The following is a 19,364-nucleotide window of genomic DNA, read 5'->3' on the forward strand; positions in this document are numbered from 1 at the left end:
TGATTGATTAATGCGGGATGACGATTATCGAGGCGATACCGGCACGCTGTACGCCGATACACGCCGGATTATCGTCGCGTGTCAAATCATTGTAAAGCAAACCGCCGTTTACCGTACGCGCGGGTTCATCTTCGCGGCGATTATCAAACGAGGCAGGAACGACTGCGTTGAATAAATCAGGGTGTTTCCAGCAATGCAAACAACTCGTCCTGACTGACCGTGCGGTTTTCACTCTCTTCCCGCGCGCGATATTCGAGCGTGCCGGCGGTCAATCCGCGCTCGCTCACCACGACGCGGTGCGGAATGCCGATCAATTCCATGTCGGCAAACATGCTGCCGGGACGCAAGCCGCGGTCGTCCAGCAGGGTTTCGATGCCGCGCTGATTCAGTGCCTGGTAGAGGGTTTCGGCAGCTTCATTGACGGCGGCGGACGCATTCTTCGGATTGATCACGCACACCGCCACCCGCCACGGGGCCATCGCCTCGGGCCAGATGATGCCGGCATCGTCGTGGCGCTGCTCGATGGCGGCGGCGACGATGCGGCTGACCCCCACGCCGTAGCAGCCCATGGTCATCACCTTGGCCTTGCCTTCCTCGTCGATCACGGTGGCGTTCAGTGCCTCGGCGTATTTCTGGCCAAGCTGGAAAACGTGGCCGACCTCGATGCCGCGTGCCATGTGCAGGATGCCCTTGCCGTCGGGCGAGGCATCGCCCTCGACCACGTTGCGCAGGTCGACGATGCGACTGATCCGGGCATCACGCTCCCAGTTCGCGCCGATGTAGTGCGTGCCATCGGCATTGCCGCCGCAAACGAAGTCCGCCAGCAGCGCGGCATCGCGATCGACGATGACGGGAACCGAATCGGGCAGGCCGACCGGGCCGATGAAGCCGGGACGGGTGCCGCAGGCGGCGAGGATCTCCTCTTCGCTGGCCAGCACGGAGATGCCAGGAAGCTCGGCCAGCTTGCCGGCTTTCACCTCATTGATTTCATGGTCGCCACGCAGGCAAAGCGCCACCAGGCCATCGTTGCCCCGTACCAGCAGGGTCTTGATGCATTGCTGCGGCGACACCTTGAGGAAACCCGCAACGTCATTGATGGTTTTCTGGGTGGGGGTATCGACGCGCTGCAGGTCGGCGGAGGGGGCGGGGCGCGCGTTGCTCGGTGCCAGTGCCTCGGCTTTCTCGATGTTTGCGGCGTAGTCGGAGCCATCGGAAAAGGCAATGGCGTCCTCGCCCGAATCCGCCAGCACCTGGAATTCATGGCTGGCGTTGCCGCCAATGGCACCGGTGTCGGCCTGCACCGCGCGGAAGGTCAGGCCAAGCCGGGTGAAAATGCGCACATAAGCCTGGTACATCGCGGCATAGGTTTCGGCGAGCGATTCCTGCGACAGGTGAAACGAATAAGCGTCCTTCATCAGGAATTCGCGTGCGCGCATCACGCCGAACCGCGGGCGGATCTCGTCGCGGAACTTGGTCTGGATCTGGTAGAAGTTGACCGGCAGCTGCTTGTAGCTTTTCAGCTCGTTGCGGGCGAAATCGGTAATCACCTCTTCGTGCGTCGGGCCGTAGCAGAACTCCTGCTGCTTGCGATCCTTGATCTTCAGCAACTGGCCGCCGAATTTCTCCCAGCGACCGGTTTCCTGCCACAGCTCCCGCGGCTGGATCGACGGCATCAGCAGCTCGATCGCACCGGCGCGATCCATCTCCTCGCGCACGATACGCTCGACCTTGCGCAGCACGCGCAGGCCGAGCGGACTCCAGGTGTACAGGCCCGAAGCCAACCGGCGGATCATGCCGGCGCGCAGCATCAGACGATGGCTGGCGATTTCGGCGTCGGCGGGCACTTCCTTGACGGTGGCCAGGTGAAATTGGCTGAGGCGCATGCGTGCAATTCCGGCGTATTGAGTTAAAGCGTCTATTGTAGCGGTCTGCCACGGCCGCCGGAGTGCAGCAGGAGGCTCTGGCCGATTGGAGGTAGGCAACACCGGCGTTGTCCGCGCGCCGCTGGCGGCGCACCGGCGAAGGCGGGCCGGCCGCCCGTGCTGAAGTGATCGGGGCGTCCCCGGGGGCGATCAGGTGCCTTGGCAATACTGGTTGTACTGGGCCTGGGCGGTATCGATCTGCTGCTTGCGTTGCTCCGCATTCAGCGCATTGGTCTTGCCATCCTTCTCCATCACCACCGGGCCACTGCCTTGCAGTGTGGCGAGGTTGGATTTCAGCGAGGCGCAAAGCGATTTGCGGTTCTCCGGCGTATCGGCGACGGTCTTGGGCGTGGGCTCGCGGCTGCCTTCATTGCTGTCTTCCGGATTCGCGCGGGAGGCGGGTTTGGACAGCGGCTCCACCGTGCCGGTCGTGGTGACCTTGCTGTACTTGGTGCCCTGTGCCGGTGGCGCTTCGGAGTAATGCACGGTGCCGCTGGCATCGGTCCATTTGTAGACCTGGGCAGTGGCCAACGGGGCCAGCAGCAACAGTGCCACGGCAATCAGCAGACGGTGCATGGGTGATTCTCCAAATCAGGGAAAAGTAGGCGTCTCTTGTTAACACTCCCGCGGCCAGGACTCAAGCAGACGATGGTTTACACTACGCGCACTCCGTCACGATCCTGGTTCATGAACGAATCCATGCCCGTCCGCCCACCTCGACATCGAGGCATTTACCTGCTGCCGAACCTGTTTACCACGGCGGCCATGTTTGCCGGTTTCTACGCCATTATCTCCGGGATCGGCGGTCATTTCATCGACGCGGCCATCGCGGTGTTTTTCGCTGCGATCCTGGATGGCATGGATGGCCGGGTGGCGCGCATGACCGGCACCCAGAGCGAGTTTGGCGTGCAGTATGACTCGCTTTCGGATCTGGTCAGCTTCGGCCTGGCGCCCGCGCTGGTGATGTACACGTGGTCACTGTCGACGCTGAGCGAGGTCGGACCTCTCTGGGGCAAGCTTGGCTGGGCCTGTGCGTTCATCTATGCGGCCTGTGCGGCGCTACGGCTGGCGCGTTTCAATACGCAGGCCGGAGTGGCCGACAAACGCTATTTCCAGGGTCTGGCCAGTCCCGCGGCGGCGGCCGTGAACATGTCGTTCGTGTGGACCATGGAGAAGTCCGGCTGGACCGGCAGCGAGCTCTGCTTTGCCAGCGCCGCGATCGTGGTGGTCACCGGTTTGCTGATGGTCAGCCGCTTTCGCTATTTCAGTTTCAAGTCGCTGCCGATGGGAGACCGTGGCAGCGTGCCGTTCGCGTGGATGGTGGTAGCCGTGTTGCTGCTGGCCTTGCTGTATCTGGCGCCGGCTCGCGTGTTGCTGGTGAGCTTCAGCCTGTACATGTTGTCCGGGCCGATCTGGACGATCTGGGCACGACTCGCGCATCGACGCCGTGGGCGGCGTGAGGCGACATGAGCGCGGGTTTGCGTGTGGTCGCGAGTCCTGCCCATCGGGTTCGCGTGTTGCAGGCACTGGGGCTGACGCCCTGGGTACGTCGCGTGGCGCCGGCTGCACCAGTGCCGGCACTGGAACCGGAGCCGCAAGGTGCAGATGCGGTCTGCGTGGTGGTTCTGCCCGAACACTGCAGTACGCGCGAACTGGACCTGCTGGGGCGCGCGCTGAGCGCCGCGGGTGCGTGGCTTGCGCGTGCTGCTCGTGTGCGCGTGCAAGGGGGCCAGCTGGCGGCCGACATTCCCGCAGCGCGTGCCTATCTGGTATTCGGCGAAGAACAGGCACATGCGCTGGGGCGTGTCCTGCCGGTGGCCGTGATGAACCGCGCACTTATCGTGCTGGCGGACGAGCCGGACGCGGTGCTGGGCAGCGCCGCCGCAAAACGGCGCTTGTGGAGCGCGCTGCGCAGCCTGCGCCGTGCCCTGACCACGGCAGAGGCCTGAAGCATGGCCGCGGTGATCAAACCGTCGATCCAGGTACGTGGCATGCGGCTGGACGACCTCGCGACGGTAAGTGCGCTGGAAAAGCTTTCCTACGAGTTTCCCTGGTCGCCGGGCATCTTCAGTGACTGCATCAAGGCCGGCCATTCGTGCTGGGTGTTGAGCGTGGACGACTCGATTGCCGGCTACGGCATCCTGTCCACCGGCGCGGGCGAGGCGCACCTGCTGAACCTGTGCATCGCACCGGACTATCGCGGACGCGGCCTGGGTCGACATCTGCTGGCGCGTTTGCTTGATATCGCGAAATGGGACCGTGCCGAGCGGGTGTTCCTCGAGGTGCGTCCGTCGAATCCGCTGGCGAAAGTGCTGTATGAGTCGGTGGGTTTCAGGCAGATCGGGCTGCGCCCGCGTTACTACCCGGCGCGGGAAGGGCGCGAAGACGCGATCGTGATGGTGCTTGAGGGTGTGGCGGGCACTCCGGACAAATAAGCGACCGCGTGGCCGCATTCCGCGCGATTGGGTGCTTCCGCACCCGTAGGGCGGGCTCCGCCCGCCTGCTTTTCCGGCACGACAACCGAGAGCCGGCGGGCAGAACCCGCCCTACGCGATTTGGTTGCCTGTTCGCGCAGGGTGGTCAGGGTGGTGTTCCGGTCGGCGATGCGCTGACGCTGTTGGGCGAGCGCCCGCGGTGCGACCGCCTGCTTCCGACCCGTAGGGCGGGCTCCGCCCGCCTGCTTTTCCGGCACGACAACCGAGAGCCGGCGGGCAGAGCCCGCCCTACGCGGTTTGGCTGTCTGTTCGGGCAGGCTGGCCAGGGTGGTGTTCCGGTCGGCGATGCGCTGACGCGGCTGGGCGGGCGCGCGCGGCGCGATCGCCTGTTTCCGCACCCGTAGGGCGGGCTCCGCCCGCCTGCTTTTCCGGCACGACAACCGAGAGCCGGCAGGCAGAGCCCGCCCTACGCGTGGTCTTGCAGTTTGGCGGCTTGCTCGCGCAGGGCGGCCAGGGTGGCGTTCCAGTCGGCGATGCGCTGACGTTCCTGGGCGACCACTTCGGCGGGGGCATTGGCCACGAAGTTGGCGTTGCCCAGTTTCCCTTCGCACTTTTTGATCTCGACTTCGATCCGCCCGATCTCCTTGGTCAGGCGCGCCCTTTCCGCGCCCAGATCGATCAGGCCGGCCATCGGAATCAGCACGCGCAGCGTGCCGACCACGGCGGCGGCAGCGGCGGGTTCATCGGCTCCGGGTTCGATCCACTGCGGCGCCTCGGTGCGTGCGAGGAAGGCGATTTGCGAGGCGAACTTGCTGGCTCGCGCGCGATCGCCGGCATCGCCGTCGGCGAGCAGCAGCGGAATGGTCTTGCCCGGCGAGATGTTCATTTCCGAGCGGATGCGACGGATGCCGGAAAGCACGCTTTTGAACCACTCGATTTCAGCGGTCGCCTTCTCGTCCGCGTCATAGTCGTCCGCGCGCGGATAGGCGCAGTCGAGGATGAGCTGCTTTTTTGAAGAGTCCGGCATGGATGCCGGTTTGTTCTTTGCGCTCAGGGAGGAGCGCACGGGCAACTCTTGCCAGATTTCCTCGGTGATGAACGGGATCACCGGGTGCAGCGCACGCAGCACGCTCTCCAGCACCACCAGCAAGGTTTGGCGTGTCGATGCAGCCGCAGCGGCGTCATCACCACTGAGTGCCGGTTTGGAAAGCTCCAGGAACCAGTCGCAGTACTCGTTCCAAACGAACTCGTAGAGCGCCTGAGCCAGATGATCGAAGCGGTAGGTGGTGAAGTGCTGCTCCACCTCGCCCAGCGTCTGCTTCAACCGCGTGAGAATCCAGCGCTCCGCCTCGGTAGCTGGCTGGGCGTGCACTTCCCCAGGCGTGCCCCCATCCGCCCTTCGGGCACCTTCCCCCGCTTGCGGGGGAAGGGAGCCTGCGTCGAGATTCATCAACACGAAGCGCGCCGCATTCCACAGCTTGTTGCAGAATGCCTTGTAGCCTTCGGCGCGCTTGATGTCGAAGTTGATGGTGCGGCTGTAGCTGGCCAATGCGGCGAAGGTGAAGCGCAGGGCGTCGGTGCCGATCGAGGGGATGCCGTCGGGATAATCCTTGCGGATGCGCTTTTCGACCTTGGCGCGCACCTGGGGAAGCAGCAGCGACCGGGTCGACTTTTCCACCAGCGGTTCGAGTGCAATGCCGTCGATCAGGTCCAGCGGGTCCAGCGTGTTGCCCTTGGACTTGGACATTTTCTGGCCTTCCGCATCACGCACGATGGCATTGATGTAGACCTCGCGGAACGGGATCTCGCCGATGAAGTATTTGGTCGCCATCACCATGCGCGCGACCCAGAAGAAGATGATGTCGAAGCCGGTCACCAGCACGGCGCTGGGCAGGAAGATCTTGTCCTGCGCCCAGTTCGCCACGATCTCGCCACGCTCGTTTTTCACCGGGCCCTCGCCCGGCCAGCCCAGCGTGGAAAAAGGCCACAGCGCCGAGCTGAACCACGTGTCCAGGACGTCTTCGTCCTGGCGCAGCGCGCCGACCGGTTCGATGCCGGCGTGTGCGCGTGCGTCGGCCTCGTCCTCGCCCACGAAGATGTGGCCGGCCTCGTCGTACCAGGCCGGGACGCGATGCCCCCACCACAGCTGGCGGCTGATGCACCAGTCCTGGATGTTGTCCAGCCACTGGGTGTATGTCGTGGCCCAGTTTTCCGGCACGAACTTGATTTCGCCCGAACGCACGGCCTGCAAGGCCGGCTCGGTGATCGCCTTGCGGCCGCCGGGTCGGCCATCGGCCTGCACCTCGGAGGTCAGGTCGACAAACCACTGGTCGGTCAGCATCGGCTCGATCACCGCGTCCGATCGCTGGCTTACCGGGACCTGCAACTTGTGCGCCCTGGTTTCGACCAGCAGGTCGGCGGTCTCCAGATCGGCCAGCACGGCCTTGCGCGCGTCATAGCGATCGAGGCCACGGTATTTTTCCGGTGCTTCGCCGTTGACCTTGGCCTCCAGCGTGAAGATCGTGATCAGCGGCAGCTTGTGCCGCATGCCGATGGCATAGTCGTTGAAGTCGTGCGCCGGGGTGATCTTCACGCAGCCGGTGCCGAACTCCCGGTCGACGTAATCGTCCGCGATCACCGGGATCTGCCGGCCCGACAGCGGCAAGGTCAGCGTCTTGCCGACCAGGTGCGCGTAGCGCTCATCCTCCGGGTGCACTGCCACGGCGACGTCGCCGAGCATGGTCTCCGGACGCGTGGTGGCCACCACCAGGCTTTCGTCGCTGCCGGTGACGGGGTAGCGGATCGACCACATGTGGCCGTCGCGTTCGACGCTGTTCACTTCAAGGTCGGAAACCGCGGTGCCCAGCACCGGATCCCAGTTCACCAGCCGGTTGCCGCGATAGATCAGGCCCGCGCGGAACCACTCGATGAACACCTTGCGCACGGCGGCGGAAAGGCCTTCGTCCATGGTGAAGCGTTCGCGCGTCCAGTCCGCGGCGGTACCGATGCGGCGCATCTGGTTGGTGATGGTGGAGCCCGATTCCTCCTTCCATTTCCACACGCGCTCGACGAAGGCGTCGCGGCCCAGGTCGTGCCGGGTCTTTTCCTCGATCGCGAGCTGGTTCTCCACGATTTTCTGGGTGGCGATGCCGGCGTGATCCGTGCCTATCTGCCACAGCGTGTTCAAGCCGCGCATCCGCTGGTAGCGCACCAGCATGTCCATCACCGTCTGCTGGAAGGCATGGCCCATGTGCAAGGTGCCGGTGACGTTCGGCGGCGGCAGCAGGATGCAATAAGGCTCGCCCTGGCCCGGCGGCCTGAAAGCGCCGCTGGCCTCCCAATGCGCATACCACCTGGACTCGATCTTGGCCGGTTCGAAACTCTTTTCCATCGGGATGCGCTCGCTGGCGCGCGTGGCCGCGCGCTTTGTCGTGGAGTAAAGCGGTCATTGTAAGGGGGCAGAGGGGGTCAGCCAAAGTTGGCGGGGTGCCAGCGTTGCCCGGGGGTCGGTCGATTGACCGGGTTTTGGCCCGATGCGAAAGAGCCGGCGGGCAGAGCCCGCCCTACAACCATGGCCCGCCAGGCCACTCACGTAGGGCGGGCCCCGCCCGCCGGCTCTTCCGCGTCATTGGACGCTCGCTCAGACCCCCAGGGCCAGCTTCGCACCCAGATCCAGCAACGGCGCGGCGATCAGGATGCGCGCCAGCAACAGCACGATCATCACCGCCATCGGCGCGAAGTCGATCTGGCCGAAGACCAGTTTGCCCTCCAGCGGGCGCAGCAACGGGGCGACAATGCTGCCGGCCAGCCGCAGCACCGGCTGGCGTCGATCCACCGCAAACATGCTCAGCAGCGACCAGCCGAAGATCACCACGATGTAGAACAGCAGGGTGAAGTCGATCAGGTTGGCCAGCGACAGCACCAGCAGGCCGGAAAGGTTCGGCATGACGCCGACCAGGCCGAACAACATCAGGCGCTTGAGCAGCATCGCCAGCCAGGCCAACAGCACGCCGGCCAGATTGATCCGGCGCCAATTCGGCAGGAAACGCCGGATCGGCGACAGCACCGGGTTGGTGGTGCGATAGATGAACTGGCTGAGCGGATTGTTGAAATCTGCGCGGCAGGCTTCGGCCAGCACGCGCAGCAACAACAGGACGACCACGGCGTCGAACGCCAGCCCGAACAGCATGGCAAGCGCGTTCAGCAGGTAGCTCACGGCAGCTTGTCCAGCTCATCGGCGAGCTCGCCGCCGCGCCGGGTTGCCGCAGCGACAGCGCGGGCCACGATGCGCGGCAGGCCGTCGGCGGTGAAGCTTTCCAGCGCCGCCTGGGTGGTGCCGTTCGGTGAGGTGACGCGTCGGCGCAGTTCCGCCGGATCTTCGCCGCCCTCGGTCAGCATGCGGCCGGCCCCGAAACAGGTCTGCCCCGCCAGCGCACGGGCCGTGTCGCGCGGCAGGCCTTGCGCCACGCCAGCCTCCTCCAGCGCCTCCACCAAGGCGAAGAAATACGCCGGTGCCGAACCCGAGATTGCCGTGACGGTGTCCATCAGCGCCTCGTCGTCGATCCAGCGAGTGAGGCCGGCGGCGTCGAGAATGTGCTGGGCCTGCGCCTTCTGCGCCGGGCTGACCCGGCTGTTCGCGCACAGCCCGGTCGCGCCACTGCCAATCAGCGCTGGCGTATTGGGCATGCAGCGCACGATCGGCAGGGTGCTGCCGAACCAGCGTTCCAGTTGGTCCAGCCGCACGCCGGCCGCGATCGAGATCAACAACGGTCGGTTGCGTTGCAGGGTGTCCTGCAGCTCGGCGTGAATGGCCGGCATCACCTGCGGCTTGACTGCCAGCACGATGACCTCGGCTTCGGCTGCGGCCAGCTTGTTCTCGGCGTAGCACGCCACGCCGAAGTCGCGCCCCAGTGCCTGGCGCCCTTCGGCCCGGGGCTCGGCGACGCCGATGGTGGCGGGGGCGATGCCTGTCTTCAGCAGGCCGCCGATCAGGCTGCGCGCCATGTTGCCGCCGCCGATGAAGGCTACTCGTGTCATGCAGGACTCCTTGAAGTTGGTGCCAGCCGCCTACCTTACCGGAGCCGGCGTCATGACGCAGACAAGGCCGTCGGATCGCGTGGTCCGCCCGCAGCGTCCGACGGCGGGCTGATGGCACGGGCGAGTTGATTTTCGACCGGGCGCACAAACCGGACCGAAAGATTCGGCATGATGGGAGGGAAAGACTGGCCGCACAGCTACTTGCCCGAGTAGTATCGACCCAGCTGCAGGGGGATTGAAGTGGCTTGTCGGGAAGGGCAATGGGCGTCGGTCGCGCGCCGGATGCCACCCGATGGACGCGACCCCCGGATGCGGCACCAGAATTCATGCCATCCAGTACGATCGGTTGAGGGGAACCACATTCATGGATATTGCCGAACTGCTTGCCTTCTCGGTGAAGAACAAGGCCTCGGACCTGCATCTGTCCGCCGGGCTGCCGCCGATGATCCGCGTTGACGGCGATGTCCGCCGCATCAACATTCCGGCACTCGAGCACAAACAGGTGCATTCGCTGATCTACGACATCATGTCGGACAAGCAGCGGCGCGATTACGAGGAGTTCTTCGAAACGGACTTTTCGTTCGAGATTCCCGGCCTCGCACGCTTCCGCGTCAACGCGTTCACCCAGAACCGTGGCGCCGGCGCGGTATTCCGCACCATTCCCTCCGAAGTGCTGACCCTGGAAGACCTGGGCTGCCCGCGCATCTTCAAGGAGCTGATCGAGCAGCCGCAGGGCCTGATCCTGGTCACCGGCCCCACCGGCTCGGGCAAGTCGACCACGCTGGCGGCGATGGTCGACCACATCAACAAGAACGAATACGGCCACATGCTCACGATCGAGGACCCGATCGAGTTCGTGCACACCTCGCAGAAGTGCCTGGTCAACCAGCGTGAGGTGCACCGCGACACGCACGGCTTCAACGAAGCGTTGCGCTCGGCGCTGCGCGAGGATCCGGACTACATCCTGGTCGGCGAGTTGCGCGATCTGGAGACGATCCGGCTGGCGCTGACCGCGGCCGAAACCGGCCACCTGGTGTTCGCCACCGTGCATACCAGCTCGGCGGCCAAGACGATCGACCGCATCATCGACGTGTTCCCCGCCGGAGAAAAGCCGATGGTGCGCTCGATGCTGTCCGAAAGCCTGCGCGCGGTCATCTCGCAATCGCTGCTGAAGAAGGTCGGCGGCGGCCGTATCGCGGCGCACGAAATCATGGTCGGCATCCCGGCGATCCGCAACCTGATTCGCGAGGACAAGGTGGCGCAGATGTATTCCTCGATCCAGACCGGCCAGCAATTCGGCATGCAGACCCTGGACCAGTGCCTGCTGGATCTGGTCAAGCGCGGCGTGGTTACCCGTCAGCAGGCGCAGGGCTACGCCAAGAACAAAGAGAGCTTCCGGTGAGACCGGGATTCGGGATTCGGGATTGGCGAGCGCCAAAGCCGGTCCGGTTCCCCACGGCGGTCCTTTCGACGAATCCCGAATCCCAAATATCGAATCCCTGAGGTAAAGCCATGAGCGACTTCGATTTCACCTCGTTCCTGAAACTGATGGTGCACAAGAAGGCATCGGATCTCTTCATCACGGCGGGCGTGGCGCCATCGATGAAGGTGCAGGGCCGGATCGTGCCGATCACGCAGAGTCCGCTCAGCGTGCAGCAGGCGCGCGACATGGTGCTCAACGTGATGACGCCGGGCCAGCGCGAGGAGTTCGAGAAGACCCACGAATGCCAGTTCGCGATCTCGGCGCAAGGCGTCGGCCGCTTCCGCGTGTCGTGCTTCTACCAGCGCAACTGTGTGGGCATGGTGCTGCGCCGGATCGAGTCGAAAATCCCCACCACCGAAGAGCTGAACCTGCCGCCGGTGATCAAGCAACTGGCGATGACCAAGCGCGGCATCATCATCTTCGTCGGCGCCACCGGCTCGGGCAAATCGACCTCGCTGGCGGCCATGGTCGGCTACCGCAACCTGAACTCGACCGGCCACATCATCACCATCGAGGACCCGATCGAATACGTGCACAAGCACGAAGGCTGCATCATCACCCAGCGCGAGGTCGGCATCGACACCGACAGCTGGGACAACGCCCTGAAGAACACGCTGCGTCAGGCGCCGGACGTGATCATGATCGGCGAAATCCGTACTCGCGAGGGCATGGATCACGCGATCGCCTTCGCCGAAACCGGTCACCTGGTGCTGTGCACCTTGCACGCGAACAATGCGAACCAGGCCATGGACCGCATCCTGCACTTCTTCCCGGAAGATCGTCGTCAGCAGTTGCTGATGGATTTGTCGCTGAATCTGAAGGGCATCGTGGCGCAGATGCTGATACCGACGCCCGATGGCAAGGCGCGCCGGGTGGCGGTGGAAGTGCTGCTGGGCACGCCATTGGCGCAGGACTACATCCGCCAGGGCGAGATCCACAAGCTGAAGGAGCTGATGAAGGAATCCACGTTGCTGGGCATGAAGACCTTCGATCAGGCCCTGGTCGAGCTGTACCACGCCGGCGAGATCAGCTACGAGGACGCCTTGCGCTACGCCGACAGTTCCAACGAGGTACGCCTGCGCATCAAGCTGGCCCAGGGCGGCGACGCCCATACCTTGTCGCAGGGACTCGATGGGGTCGAGCTCGAGGAGAGTTCGGATAACCAGAATTTTGGCGGCAGCAACTTGCTGAACCGCTGAGCAAGGCCTGCCCGATGAAAGGAAAAAGGAGCCGATCGGCTCCTTTTTCCTTCATGCAGTCGGGGGCGCCTGTATCGGGTCAGTGGCCACCCATGTCGTCCGGCGTCTTCATGCGCGAGTTCGTCGCGCTGACGTTCAGGCCGGCTGCATTGACGCTCTTCACGCCTTTGACCTTGTTGGCGACGCTGATCGCGCGCATTTTTTCGTGGTTGCTACCGACCGTGCCGCTCAGGCTCACCACGCCATCGTGAGTCTCGACCGAAATATCGGTAGCGTGGATGCCCTTGGTGGTACCGAATTCGGTTTTCACCTTGGTAGTGATCCAGGCATCGGCTGCCTTGTCCGGTACGGTCTGGTTGTCCGCTGATTTCTGCATGGACTCACTCTGTGGTGACGCCACGGCCTGAGTGAACGGCACGGCGGCAAGGGCGAGCATCATGCCGGCGGCGATCATGCTGCGACGGATCATGGATTTGTTGTTCATGGCAATCTCCTCATGAGGGGAAAGGGGCTGTCTGGGACAGTCGGGCGCCGCTGTATCCGGTGTCCGTGGTGCCATGGCAACAGCTGCTGCGTGAAGCTCGCGTGCGCAAACTTCAGGCCGATTCAGCGCTCGACAGGTTTTGCGAAGGATGTGTCAGCCCAGGGTTGGGAAGGCTTTCGGACATGAAAAAACCGGGGCGCCGCAGCACCCCGGTTTTCATGTCGGGCGAAACGGCTTACTTCAGTGCCGTCTGGCTGCTGATCACCATGCCATGGATGTCGACATGCATTTCCATGTCCATCGTGTCGATGCGCTCGGCCTGGTGCTTCATGGCAGCGAACTGGGCCTTGGAGCGGGCGACGGCGTCGTCGGCCTTGTCCTTGGACGAGTCGCTGTCCTTGTCCATCGCATCGGCCGCGGCGGCGAGAGCGTCGACCTTGTCCTGCATCAGCTGGACCCAGGACAGGTACATTGCCCCGTTGAGATGCATCCGGCTCATCTGGCCGGCGTCGCCGCCGGGTTCCTTGAGCGTGTCGGCGAGCTTGGCGTCCTCGCCCGCGCCCACGCCGAGCGCCAGCGCCTTGTCGCCCATCGCCACCCAGGCCGGCTGTCCGAGCATGCCCGCCATCTGCGGAGGCAGTGCCACCGGCTTGCCGTCATTGGTGGGCTTCAACTGGGCCAGTGCCGGCACCATCATCTGGCCCATGGCGAGCAGGCCGGAGGGATTGCTGGTGGCCAGCACCAGGCGGCCGCTGAAGGTCGGCAGGCTCGAGTTGGGATTGGGCGTGAGTGTATCCAGCGCGATGCGTACACCCAGCAGGTCGCCGAACGGCGGTATGGCCGCCTTCTGCATGGCCGGACCGAGTTTGGCAAAACCCTCGTTGAGATCGGTCAGCGCGGGGCAGGTGAACGGCTTGGCCGCCACCGCGTCGGCCTGGGCCAGCCAGAACGTACGCAGATCGGAAACCGGCAGCGCCAGACTCAGGTCGAACGGTGCGGTACCGGCGCTGCCGAGGCCGGGAAGATCGACCTTGAGTTCGCTGAAGGTCTTGCTGATATCGTCCGCCAGTGCGATGTCGATGCGGGCATCCTGGTGCTTGGCATCGAGTTTGGTATAGCCGAAGCTGATCGAAGGCATCCGCGCGGCGATGCGCGCGGCTTCGGTGCTGCAGGCCGGCGAGGTCTGCAACTGGTTTGCCACCGGTTCGCCGGTCTTGGCCGATTCGGCTTCGGCATGTGCCTTGCGGACTGACTCGGCCAGTGCATCCTTGCCGCCGAGCGCCAGCGGCAGCGCGCGGGTCAGGTCCAGCTCGCCGACCAACCATTTCTTGTAGCCCTTGGCCTTGGCCAGGTCGGCCAGGCGACCATCGTCCTGCATGCTTTTCTGCGGACGATCCAGGCCAAGCGCTTCACGCAGCAGGGCCTGTGGCGGGTTGGCGGGCAGCAGTGCCGCAACGCCCTGCTTGTCGACCGTGGCCAGAATCAGCTCGGTACCCGACTCGGCGGAAACGTATTTGCGATAGGTCTGCTTGCCTTCGGTGGCGACTGCAAGCTTCTTGCCGTAGGCGGTTTCGAGCCGGCCAATGAAGGCCTCGAAAGCTGCCGGATCGCTCAGCTGGAAACGCATGACCGGCGCCAGACCCAGGCCGTAAAACGCGGAATAGCCCTTCAGATCCAGTCCGGTGGACTTGGCGAAACCTTCCACCGTCTTGCCGTTGAATTCGGCGCGCAACGCACGCAGCAGGCGTGCGCCGTCAGGGTCCTTTTCCGCGAGGCGGTCGGCGGCGGCGTCGATCTGGGCCAGTTGGGACGGCAGCTGGGCATCCGCCTCGGCGAGCAGCGCCTTGCGGGTGCTGTCGTCCATGATGTCCAGATTGGCCACGACGTAAGGCGTGTCGGCCGGTACGAAGGCCAGCGGTGCATCCTTGTCCTTGTGCGAGCAGGCCGCCAGCATGACGCTGGCCAGGCCCATCGCGAGATAGCGCGTAGTCGATCGCATGGTGATCCCCGGTGTGGTGAGTGCTTCGCCGGTCATTATGCCTGCTTGGCCGGGGTGCTGCCGGGGCGATCGGGTGGCAGGACCCGGCCTTGCCGGGGGCCGGATGCGACGGGATTCAGCGTGCCAGCACTTCGTTCAACACGGCCATGCGCACGAAAACGCCGTTGCCGACCTGTTCGAGGATGCGCGACTGGGCGCCATCGGCCACATCCGAGGCGATCTCGATGCCGCGGTTGATCGGCCCCGGATGCATGACCAGGCAGCCCTTGGCCGCCCGTTCCAGCCGTCGCTGGTCCAGCCCGTAGTACGCGAAGTACGCCGCTTCGTCCGGCAGCTCGATCGCGGCCATGCGTTCCTTCTGCAGGCGCAGCATCAATACCGCATCGGCACCTTCGATGGCCTCGTCGAAATCGTCGTAGCGCTGGCCCTCGGGCACCTCGTCGACGTCGGGCATCAGCTCGTCCGGCGCGCACAGGCGTATTTCCTTGACGCCCAATGCGGTGAAAGCGTTGATGTCGGAACGGGCCACGCGTGAATGCTTGATGTCGCCGCAGATCACCACACGCAGGTTTTCGAAATCCGAGCGGTGCTGGCGGATGGTCAGCGCATCGAGCAGGCCCTGGGTGGGATGGGCATGGTTGCCGTCGCCAGCGTTGATCACCGACACGCCGCTCATGGCGTGGCGGACCAGCTCGTCGGGGGTGCCTGACTGCTTGTGGCGCACGATGATCGCGTCAAGATGCATCGCTTCAAGCGTGTGCAAGGTGTCGAACAACTCCTCGCCCTTGCTGGTCGAGGACAAGCCGATGTCGAAGTTGATCACATCCGCGCCCAGTCGGCGGGCGGCCAGTTCGAACGAGGTGCGGGTGCGCGTGGATGGCTCGAAGAACAGGTTGAGCACCGTGCGCCCGGCCAGGACGTCCAGCTTGCGCGTACCGTGGGCGCAGGCATCGCGCAGCGCCTCGGCACGGTCGAGCAGGCGCACGATGGTTTCGCGCGGCAGGTTTTCCAGGGTGGTCAGGTGGCGCAGGCGAGGGCTCATGGTGTGGATTCGCTGGGTGGAGGGTGGTGCGTTCTAAATCGGGCTTGCAGATTGTCCGGACGTAGCGGCCTCGGCCAGCCAGCGTTCGAGGATGACGGCGGCGGCCTCGGCATCGATGCTGGCCGCGTCACGGCGGCGTTTGAGTCCGGCGGCGCGGCCGGCGGCGAATCGTTGCGCGGCTTCCTGCGAGCTGTGGCGCTCGTCGACCAGCTCGACCGGCAGCCTGTAGCGCTGCTGCAACTGGGCCGCAAACGCGCGCGCGCGCCGACTGGCTGGCTGCTCGGTGCCCTCGAGGGTCAGCGGCAGGCCAACCACGAGCACGTCAGGCTGCCATTCACGACGCAGTGCGTCGAGCTGGTTCCAGTCAGGCTGATCGTCGTGGATCGGGAGAGTGGTCAGCGCGCGGGCGGTGGCGGTGAAGCGGTTGCCGATGGCGACACCGGTCAGGCGGCTGCCGACATCGAATCCGAACACACAGCTCATGCGTGGCCCGCGTAGCCGGACAACTGGCGCGGGTCGACTCCGACGAGGCCGGCGGCGGCGCTCCAGCGTTCTTCCAGCGGGGTATCGAAAACCACCCGGCTGCAGGCCTCGGTGGTCAGCCAGGCGTTGGCCATCAACTCCTGTTCGAGCTGGCCGGCGTCCCAGCCGGCGTAGCCGAGCACCATGATCGCCTGGCGTGGACCTTCCCCCGCGGCCATCGCCACCAGGATGTCGCGCGAGGTGGTCACCGACCAATCGGCGTTGATGCGGAAGCTGGAATCCCAGTCACCGGGTTCGCGGTGCAGCACGAAGCCGCGTTCCTGCTGTACCGGGCCGCCGATCAGCACCGGCGCATCGGCCAGCTCGCCGTCCTCGCATTCGAGTTTCATCTGGGCCAGCACGTCGCCGAAACGGTACTCGGACAGCTGGTTCACCAGCAGGCCCACCGCACCGTCTTCATCATGCTGGCACAGCAAGGCGACGCCGCGCGAGAACGGCGGGTCGGCCAGACCGGGCATCGCGATCAGGAAATGTCCGGTGAGTGTCTGGGGTTGCATGGCAGCCATGCGCTTATTGTAGTCGCAGCTGCGCGCGAGCGCTGGTTTCCACGGCGCACTGATCCGTTCGCCGCCCGTGCTGAACAGGTCAGGGCATCCTCAACGCGTCTGCAACACGTTGTTGGGCTGGAATTGCCAGGTGCGGGTGATGTTGAGCTCGTCGATATGCTCGCCGCTGCGTGGTGCCGGCGGGAAGGGTGCGGCCAGGCGCACGATGCGTTCGGCGGCGGCATCCAGGATCTGGAACCCCGAGCTCTGGATCACGTCGATGCTCTTGATGCTGCCATCGAGGTTGAGCACCACGGTGAGCAGCACGTTGCCGTGCAGGCCGCGCCGGCGCGCCTCCTCGGGATAGTTCAGGTTGCCGACCCGCTCGACCCGGTCGGACCAGCCGCGCATGTAGGCAGCATAGGCGTATTCGCGCGTATTCGCGGTGAGGTATTTGACTTTCGGTCGCTTGGCGTAGTCCACCTTCTTGCGGCGCAACTCGGCTGCCAGCTGGGCGATGGTCTGCTGACGCTGCAGCTCGGCCGCCGTGGGCGTCGCGTGCTGCGGATCGACCTCGGTCTGCGTCGGGTCGCTGCTGGCGCTGAAGTCGCTTCGGCCGGTGGTGGTGACCATCCGGGTTGGCGTCGCGGTGCGCGGCGTCGGCGTGGTGTCCACCATCGGCCGAGCCGCGACGCCGGGATCGGGGCGCGGCAGCGCGCCGGAAAACACCTGCGACGGACGCGCGGCATGATCGCCCTGGCCACCGCCCCGGTTGTTGGCCTGGGCCAGGAAGTCCGCCTTGTCCGGCGTCTCCTGGTTGGCGACGTTGACCAGCGCCACATCCAGCGTCGGCAGGTTCGGGGTCGGTCGGGCGAAATGGAAGGTGATGCCCAGCAGCAGCACGCCGTGCAGGAGCAGCGAGAAAAGCATGGTGGCGCCGATCGGATCGGGGCGGCTGTTGACGGTTGCAGTGGCACTCACGCAGTACGGTTTCCACGGGTATGCCGTTCGATGGCGTCGAACAGCTGGCCTGCAATATTAAGCCCGAACTGGCTGTCCAGTTCGCGCACGCAGGTCGGGGATGTGACGTTGATCTCGGTCAGGTAGTCGCCAATGACGTCCAGGCCGACGAACAGCAGCCCGCGTCGACGCAATTCCGGGGCCACTTGCGCCACGATCCAGCGATCGCGCTCCGATAGCGGCACACCCTCGCCACGACCGCCAGCGGCCAGATTGCCGCGGAATTCGTTGCCTTGCGGGATGCGCGCCAGTGCATAGGGCACCGGTTCGCCCTCGATCACGAGGATGCGCTTGTCGCCGGCGCTGATCTCGGGGATGTACTTCTGGGCAATCACCATCTGTCGCTCGTTGCCGTGGCTGTCACCCCCGAGCAGGGTTTCCATCATCGAGTTGAGGTTGCTGTCGTCATGGCGGACGCGAAAGATGCCTCGGCCGCCCATGCCATCGAGCGGCTTCAGCACGATCTCGCCATGCTCGGCGGCAAACCGACGCAGTTCGGCGGGTTCGCGCGCGACGAGGGTGGGTGCGATGCATTGCGGAAAGGCCAGCGCGAACAGTTTTTCGTTGCAGTCACGCAAGGCCTGCGGGTCGTTGACCACCATGACCCCGGCACGCTGGGCAGTTTCCAGCACCATGGTGTCGTAGATGAACTGCGCATCGACCGGCGGGTCCTTGCGCATCAGCACCACGTCGAGCTCGCGCAGGTCGCGCCACTGCGGCTCGCCCAGCGTGTACCAGTCGCCTGGATTGTCGCGCACGGCCAGCGTGGCCAGGCGCGCCCACGGCACGCCATCACGCAACGCCAGGTCGCCCTGTTCGAAATAGTGCAGCGCATGGCCACGTCGCCCGGCTTCCAGCAGCATGGCCAGGCTGGTGTCCTTTGCCACCTTGATTTCGCCGATGGGATCCATCAGCACGGCGACCGAAAGAGTCATCGCGTTTTCTCCTGAGTTGCCAGGTTTGTGCGTTGGCACCCGCAGGTGGGGCCCGGCAGGTGGCTATACTAACGGCGCCTCGCCTGTGCAGCTGTCTGGTGACGGCAGGTTGCAGGTTGGGGTGTCACTGTTGATCGGATGGTGCCAATTTGGGTCAACTTGTGCGAACGAGGGACGCTGCGTGTGATTATTGCTTGACAGTTTTGCCGGGCAGGCAGTAAACAGCAAGGCTTCGGAGATGCCGCCGCAACGCGGGTTTCCAATGGATTGATCAATGAAATTTCCACATGTGTACCATTAGGCATAACCGTTGCATGCCATGGTGCTTGTCCTGAGCTCGTGGCGAGCCGCAGGGGGGAGTAAGTGAATTTGAACGCAACTGCTACTGATTTGGCGGGTCTCAAGGTCATGGTGATCGATGATTCCAAGACCATTCGGCGTACCGCGGAGACCCTGCTGAAGAAAGAGGGCTGCGAGGTGCTGACTGCAGTCGATGGTTTCGAGGCGCTGGCCAAGATCTCCGACCAGAAGCCGGCGATCATCTTCGTCGACATCATGATGCCCCGACTCGACGGCTATCAGACCTGTGCGTTGATCAAGAACAATCCGGAATTCCGCGCCACGCCGGTGATCATGCTCAGCTCGAAGGATGGTCTGTTCGACAAGGCACGCGGCCGCATCGTGGGCGCCGAGCAGTACCTGACCAAGCCATTCACGCGCGACGAGTTGCTCGGCGCGATCCATCGTCATGTCAGTACCGCGGCAAGCCACTGATCGCAG

The 19,364-nt window shown here is 64.6% G+C and carries 18 protein-coding genes; 6 read left to right on the top strand and 12 right to left on the bottom strand.

Annotation, left to right across the window (positions count from 1 at the left end; genetic code table 11):
• Nucleotides 1-176 precede the first annotated feature (176 nt).
• Nucleotides 177-1,883 (bottom strand): proline--tRNA ligase, encoded by a 1,707-nt coding sequence (locus AC0L58_RS04020; RefSeq protein WP_473688558.1) that lies wholly within the window; start codon nucleotides 1,881-1,883, stop codon nucleotides 177-179.
• Between the two features lie 189 nt (nucleotides 1,884-2,072).
• On the bottom strand, nucleotides 2,073-2,498 hold the full coding sequence (locus tag AC0L58_RS04025) for a DUF4124 domain-containing protein (protein WP_473686930.1): 426 nt from the start codon (nucleotides 2,496-2,498) through the stop codon (nucleotides 2,073-2,075).
• A 111-nt stretch (nucleotides 2,499-2,609) separates the two neighbouring features.
• On the opposite strand from AC0L58_RS04025, the gene AC0L58_RS04030 reads away from it, so the two are divergent.
• The 3 genes from AC0L58_RS04030 to rimI are packed head-to-tail and all read left to right on the top strand — an operon-like array spanning nucleotide 2,610 to nucleotide 4,357.
• Entirely contained in the window at nucleotides 2,610-3,392 is a 783-nt protein-coding gene (locus tag AC0L58_RS04030) for a CDP-alcohol phosphatidyltransferase family protein (RefSeq protein ID WP_473686932.1), read from the top strand.
• The gene (locus AC0L58_RS04035) at nucleotides 3,389-3,871 is read left to right on the top strand and encodes a hypothetical protein (RefSeq protein ID WP_473686934.1); all 483 of its coding nucleotides are present in this window, start codon (nucleotides 3,389-3,391) and stop codon (nucleotides 3,869-3,871) included. The genes AC0L58_RS04030 and AC0L58_RS04035 overlap by 4 nt, the downstream gene beginning before the upstream one ends.
• A 3-nt stretch (nucleotides 3,872-3,874) precedes the next feature.
• Nucleotides 3,875-4,357, top strand: coding sequence for a ribosomal protein S18-alanine N-acetyltransferase (gene rimI / locus AC0L58_RS04040; protein ID WP_473686936.1), 483 nt, complete (start codon nucleotides 3,875-3,877; stop codon nucleotides 4,355-4,357).
• 466 nt (nucleotides 4,358-4,823) lie between these two features.
• Here the strand turns inward: rimI and AC0L58_RS04045 are convergent, their stop codons facing one another.
• The 3 genes from AC0L58_RS04045 to proC form a co-directional block, all read right to left on the bottom strand.
• Nucleotides 4,824-7,748, bottom strand: coding sequence for a valine--tRNA ligase (locus AC0L58_RS04045; protein WP_473686938.1), 2,925 nt, complete (start codon nucleotides 7,746-7,748; stop codon nucleotides 4,824-4,826).
• Between the two features lie 249 nt (nucleotides 7,749-7,997).
• Nucleotides 7,998-8,573, bottom strand: coding sequence for a YggT family protein (locus AC0L58_RS04050; protein WP_473686940.1), 576 nt, complete (start codon nucleotides 8,571-8,573; stop codon nucleotides 7,998-8,000).
• Entirely contained in the window at nucleotides 8,570-9,394 is an 825-nt protein-coding gene (gene proC / locus AC0L58_RS04055; RefSeq protein WP_473686942.1) for a pyrroline-5-carboxylate reductase, read from the bottom strand. The genes AC0L58_RS04050 and proC overlap by 4 nt, the downstream gene beginning before the upstream one ends.
• 364 nt (nucleotides 9,395-9,758) lie before the next feature.
• Here proC and AC0L58_RS04060 point away from each other — a divergent pair, with 364 nt between their 5' ends.
• Together AC0L58_RS04060 and AC0L58_RS04065 are read left to right on the top strand one after the other, a co-directional pair.
• The gene (locus AC0L58_RS04060; RefSeq protein ID WP_473688560.1) at nucleotides 9,759-10,796 is read left to right on the top strand and encodes a type IV pilus twitching motility protein PilT; all 1,038 of its coding nucleotides are present in this window, start codon (nucleotides 9,759-9,761) and stop codon (nucleotides 10,794-10,796) included.
• 110 nt (nucleotides 10,797-10,906) lie between these two features.
• A complete protein-coding gene (locus AC0L58_RS04065) occupies nucleotides 10,907-12,076 on the top strand; it encodes a PilT/PilU family type 4a pilus ATPase (protein WP_473686944.1) in 1,170 nt (389 codons plus the stop codon).
• 79 nt (nucleotides 12,077-12,155) lie between these two features.
• Here AC0L58_RS04065 and AC0L58_RS04070 read toward each other — a convergent pair whose 3' ends face one another.
• From AC0L58_RS04070 to gshB, 7 genes are all read right to left on the bottom strand, one after another.
• Nucleotides 12,156-12,560: a BON domain-containing protein gene (locus AC0L58_RS04070; protein WP_473686946.1), complete on the bottom strand. Its 405-nt coding sequence runs from the start codon at nucleotides 12,558-12,560 to the stop codon at nucleotides 12,156-12,158.
• 235 nt (nucleotides 12,561-12,795) lie between these two features.
• Complete coding sequence (locus tag AC0L58_RS04075) at nucleotides 12,796-14,559, bottom strand: hypothetical protein (RefSeq protein WP_473686948.1); 1,764 nt, start codon at nucleotides 14,557-14,559, stop codon at nucleotides 12,796-12,798.
• A gap of 115 nt (nucleotides 14,560-14,674) precedes the next feature.
• Nucleotides 14,675-15,601, bottom strand: coding sequence for an aspartate carbamoyltransferase catalytic subunit (locus AC0L58_RS04080; protein ID WP_473686950.1), 927 nt, complete (start codon nucleotides 15,599-15,601; stop codon nucleotides 14,675-14,677).
• 33 nt (nucleotides 15,602-15,634) lie between these two features.
• Entirely contained in the window at nucleotides 15,635-16,084 is a 450-nt protein-coding gene (gene ruvX, locus AC0L58_RS04085) for a Holliday junction resolvase RuvX (RefSeq protein ID WP_473686952.1), read from the bottom strand.
• Entirely contained in the window at nucleotides 16,081-16,650 is a 570-nt protein-coding gene (locus AC0L58_RS04090) for a YqgE/AlgH family protein (protein ID WP_473686954.1), read from the bottom strand. The genes ruvX and AC0L58_RS04090 overlap by 4 nt, the downstream gene beginning before the upstream one ends.
• 90 nt (nucleotides 16,651-16,740) lie before the next feature.
• Nucleotides 16,741-17,610, bottom strand: coding sequence for an energy transducer TonB (locus AC0L58_RS04095; RefSeq protein ID WP_473686956.1), 870 nt, complete (start codon nucleotides 17,608-17,610; stop codon nucleotides 16,741-16,743).
• Nucleotides 17,607-18,584, bottom strand: a complete 978-nt coding sequence (gshB, locus tag AC0L58_RS04100) for a glutathione synthase (RefSeq protein WP_473686958.1) — start codon at nucleotides 18,582-18,584, stop codon at nucleotides 17,607-17,609. Before gshB ends, AC0L58_RS04095 begins: the two co-directional genes overlap by 4 nt.
• A gap of 408 nt (nucleotides 18,585-18,992) precedes the next feature.
• Between gshB and pilG the strand changes: the two genes are divergently transcribed.
• Entirely contained in the window at nucleotides 18,993-19,358 is a 366-nt protein-coding gene (gene pilG / locus AC0L58_RS04105) for a twitching motility response regulator PilG (protein ID WP_395121350.1), read from the top strand.
• The last annotated feature ends 6 nt before the right edge of the window (nucleotides 19,359-19,364 follow it).

Source organism: Rhodanobacter sp. G2-10 (assembly GCF_055809185.1).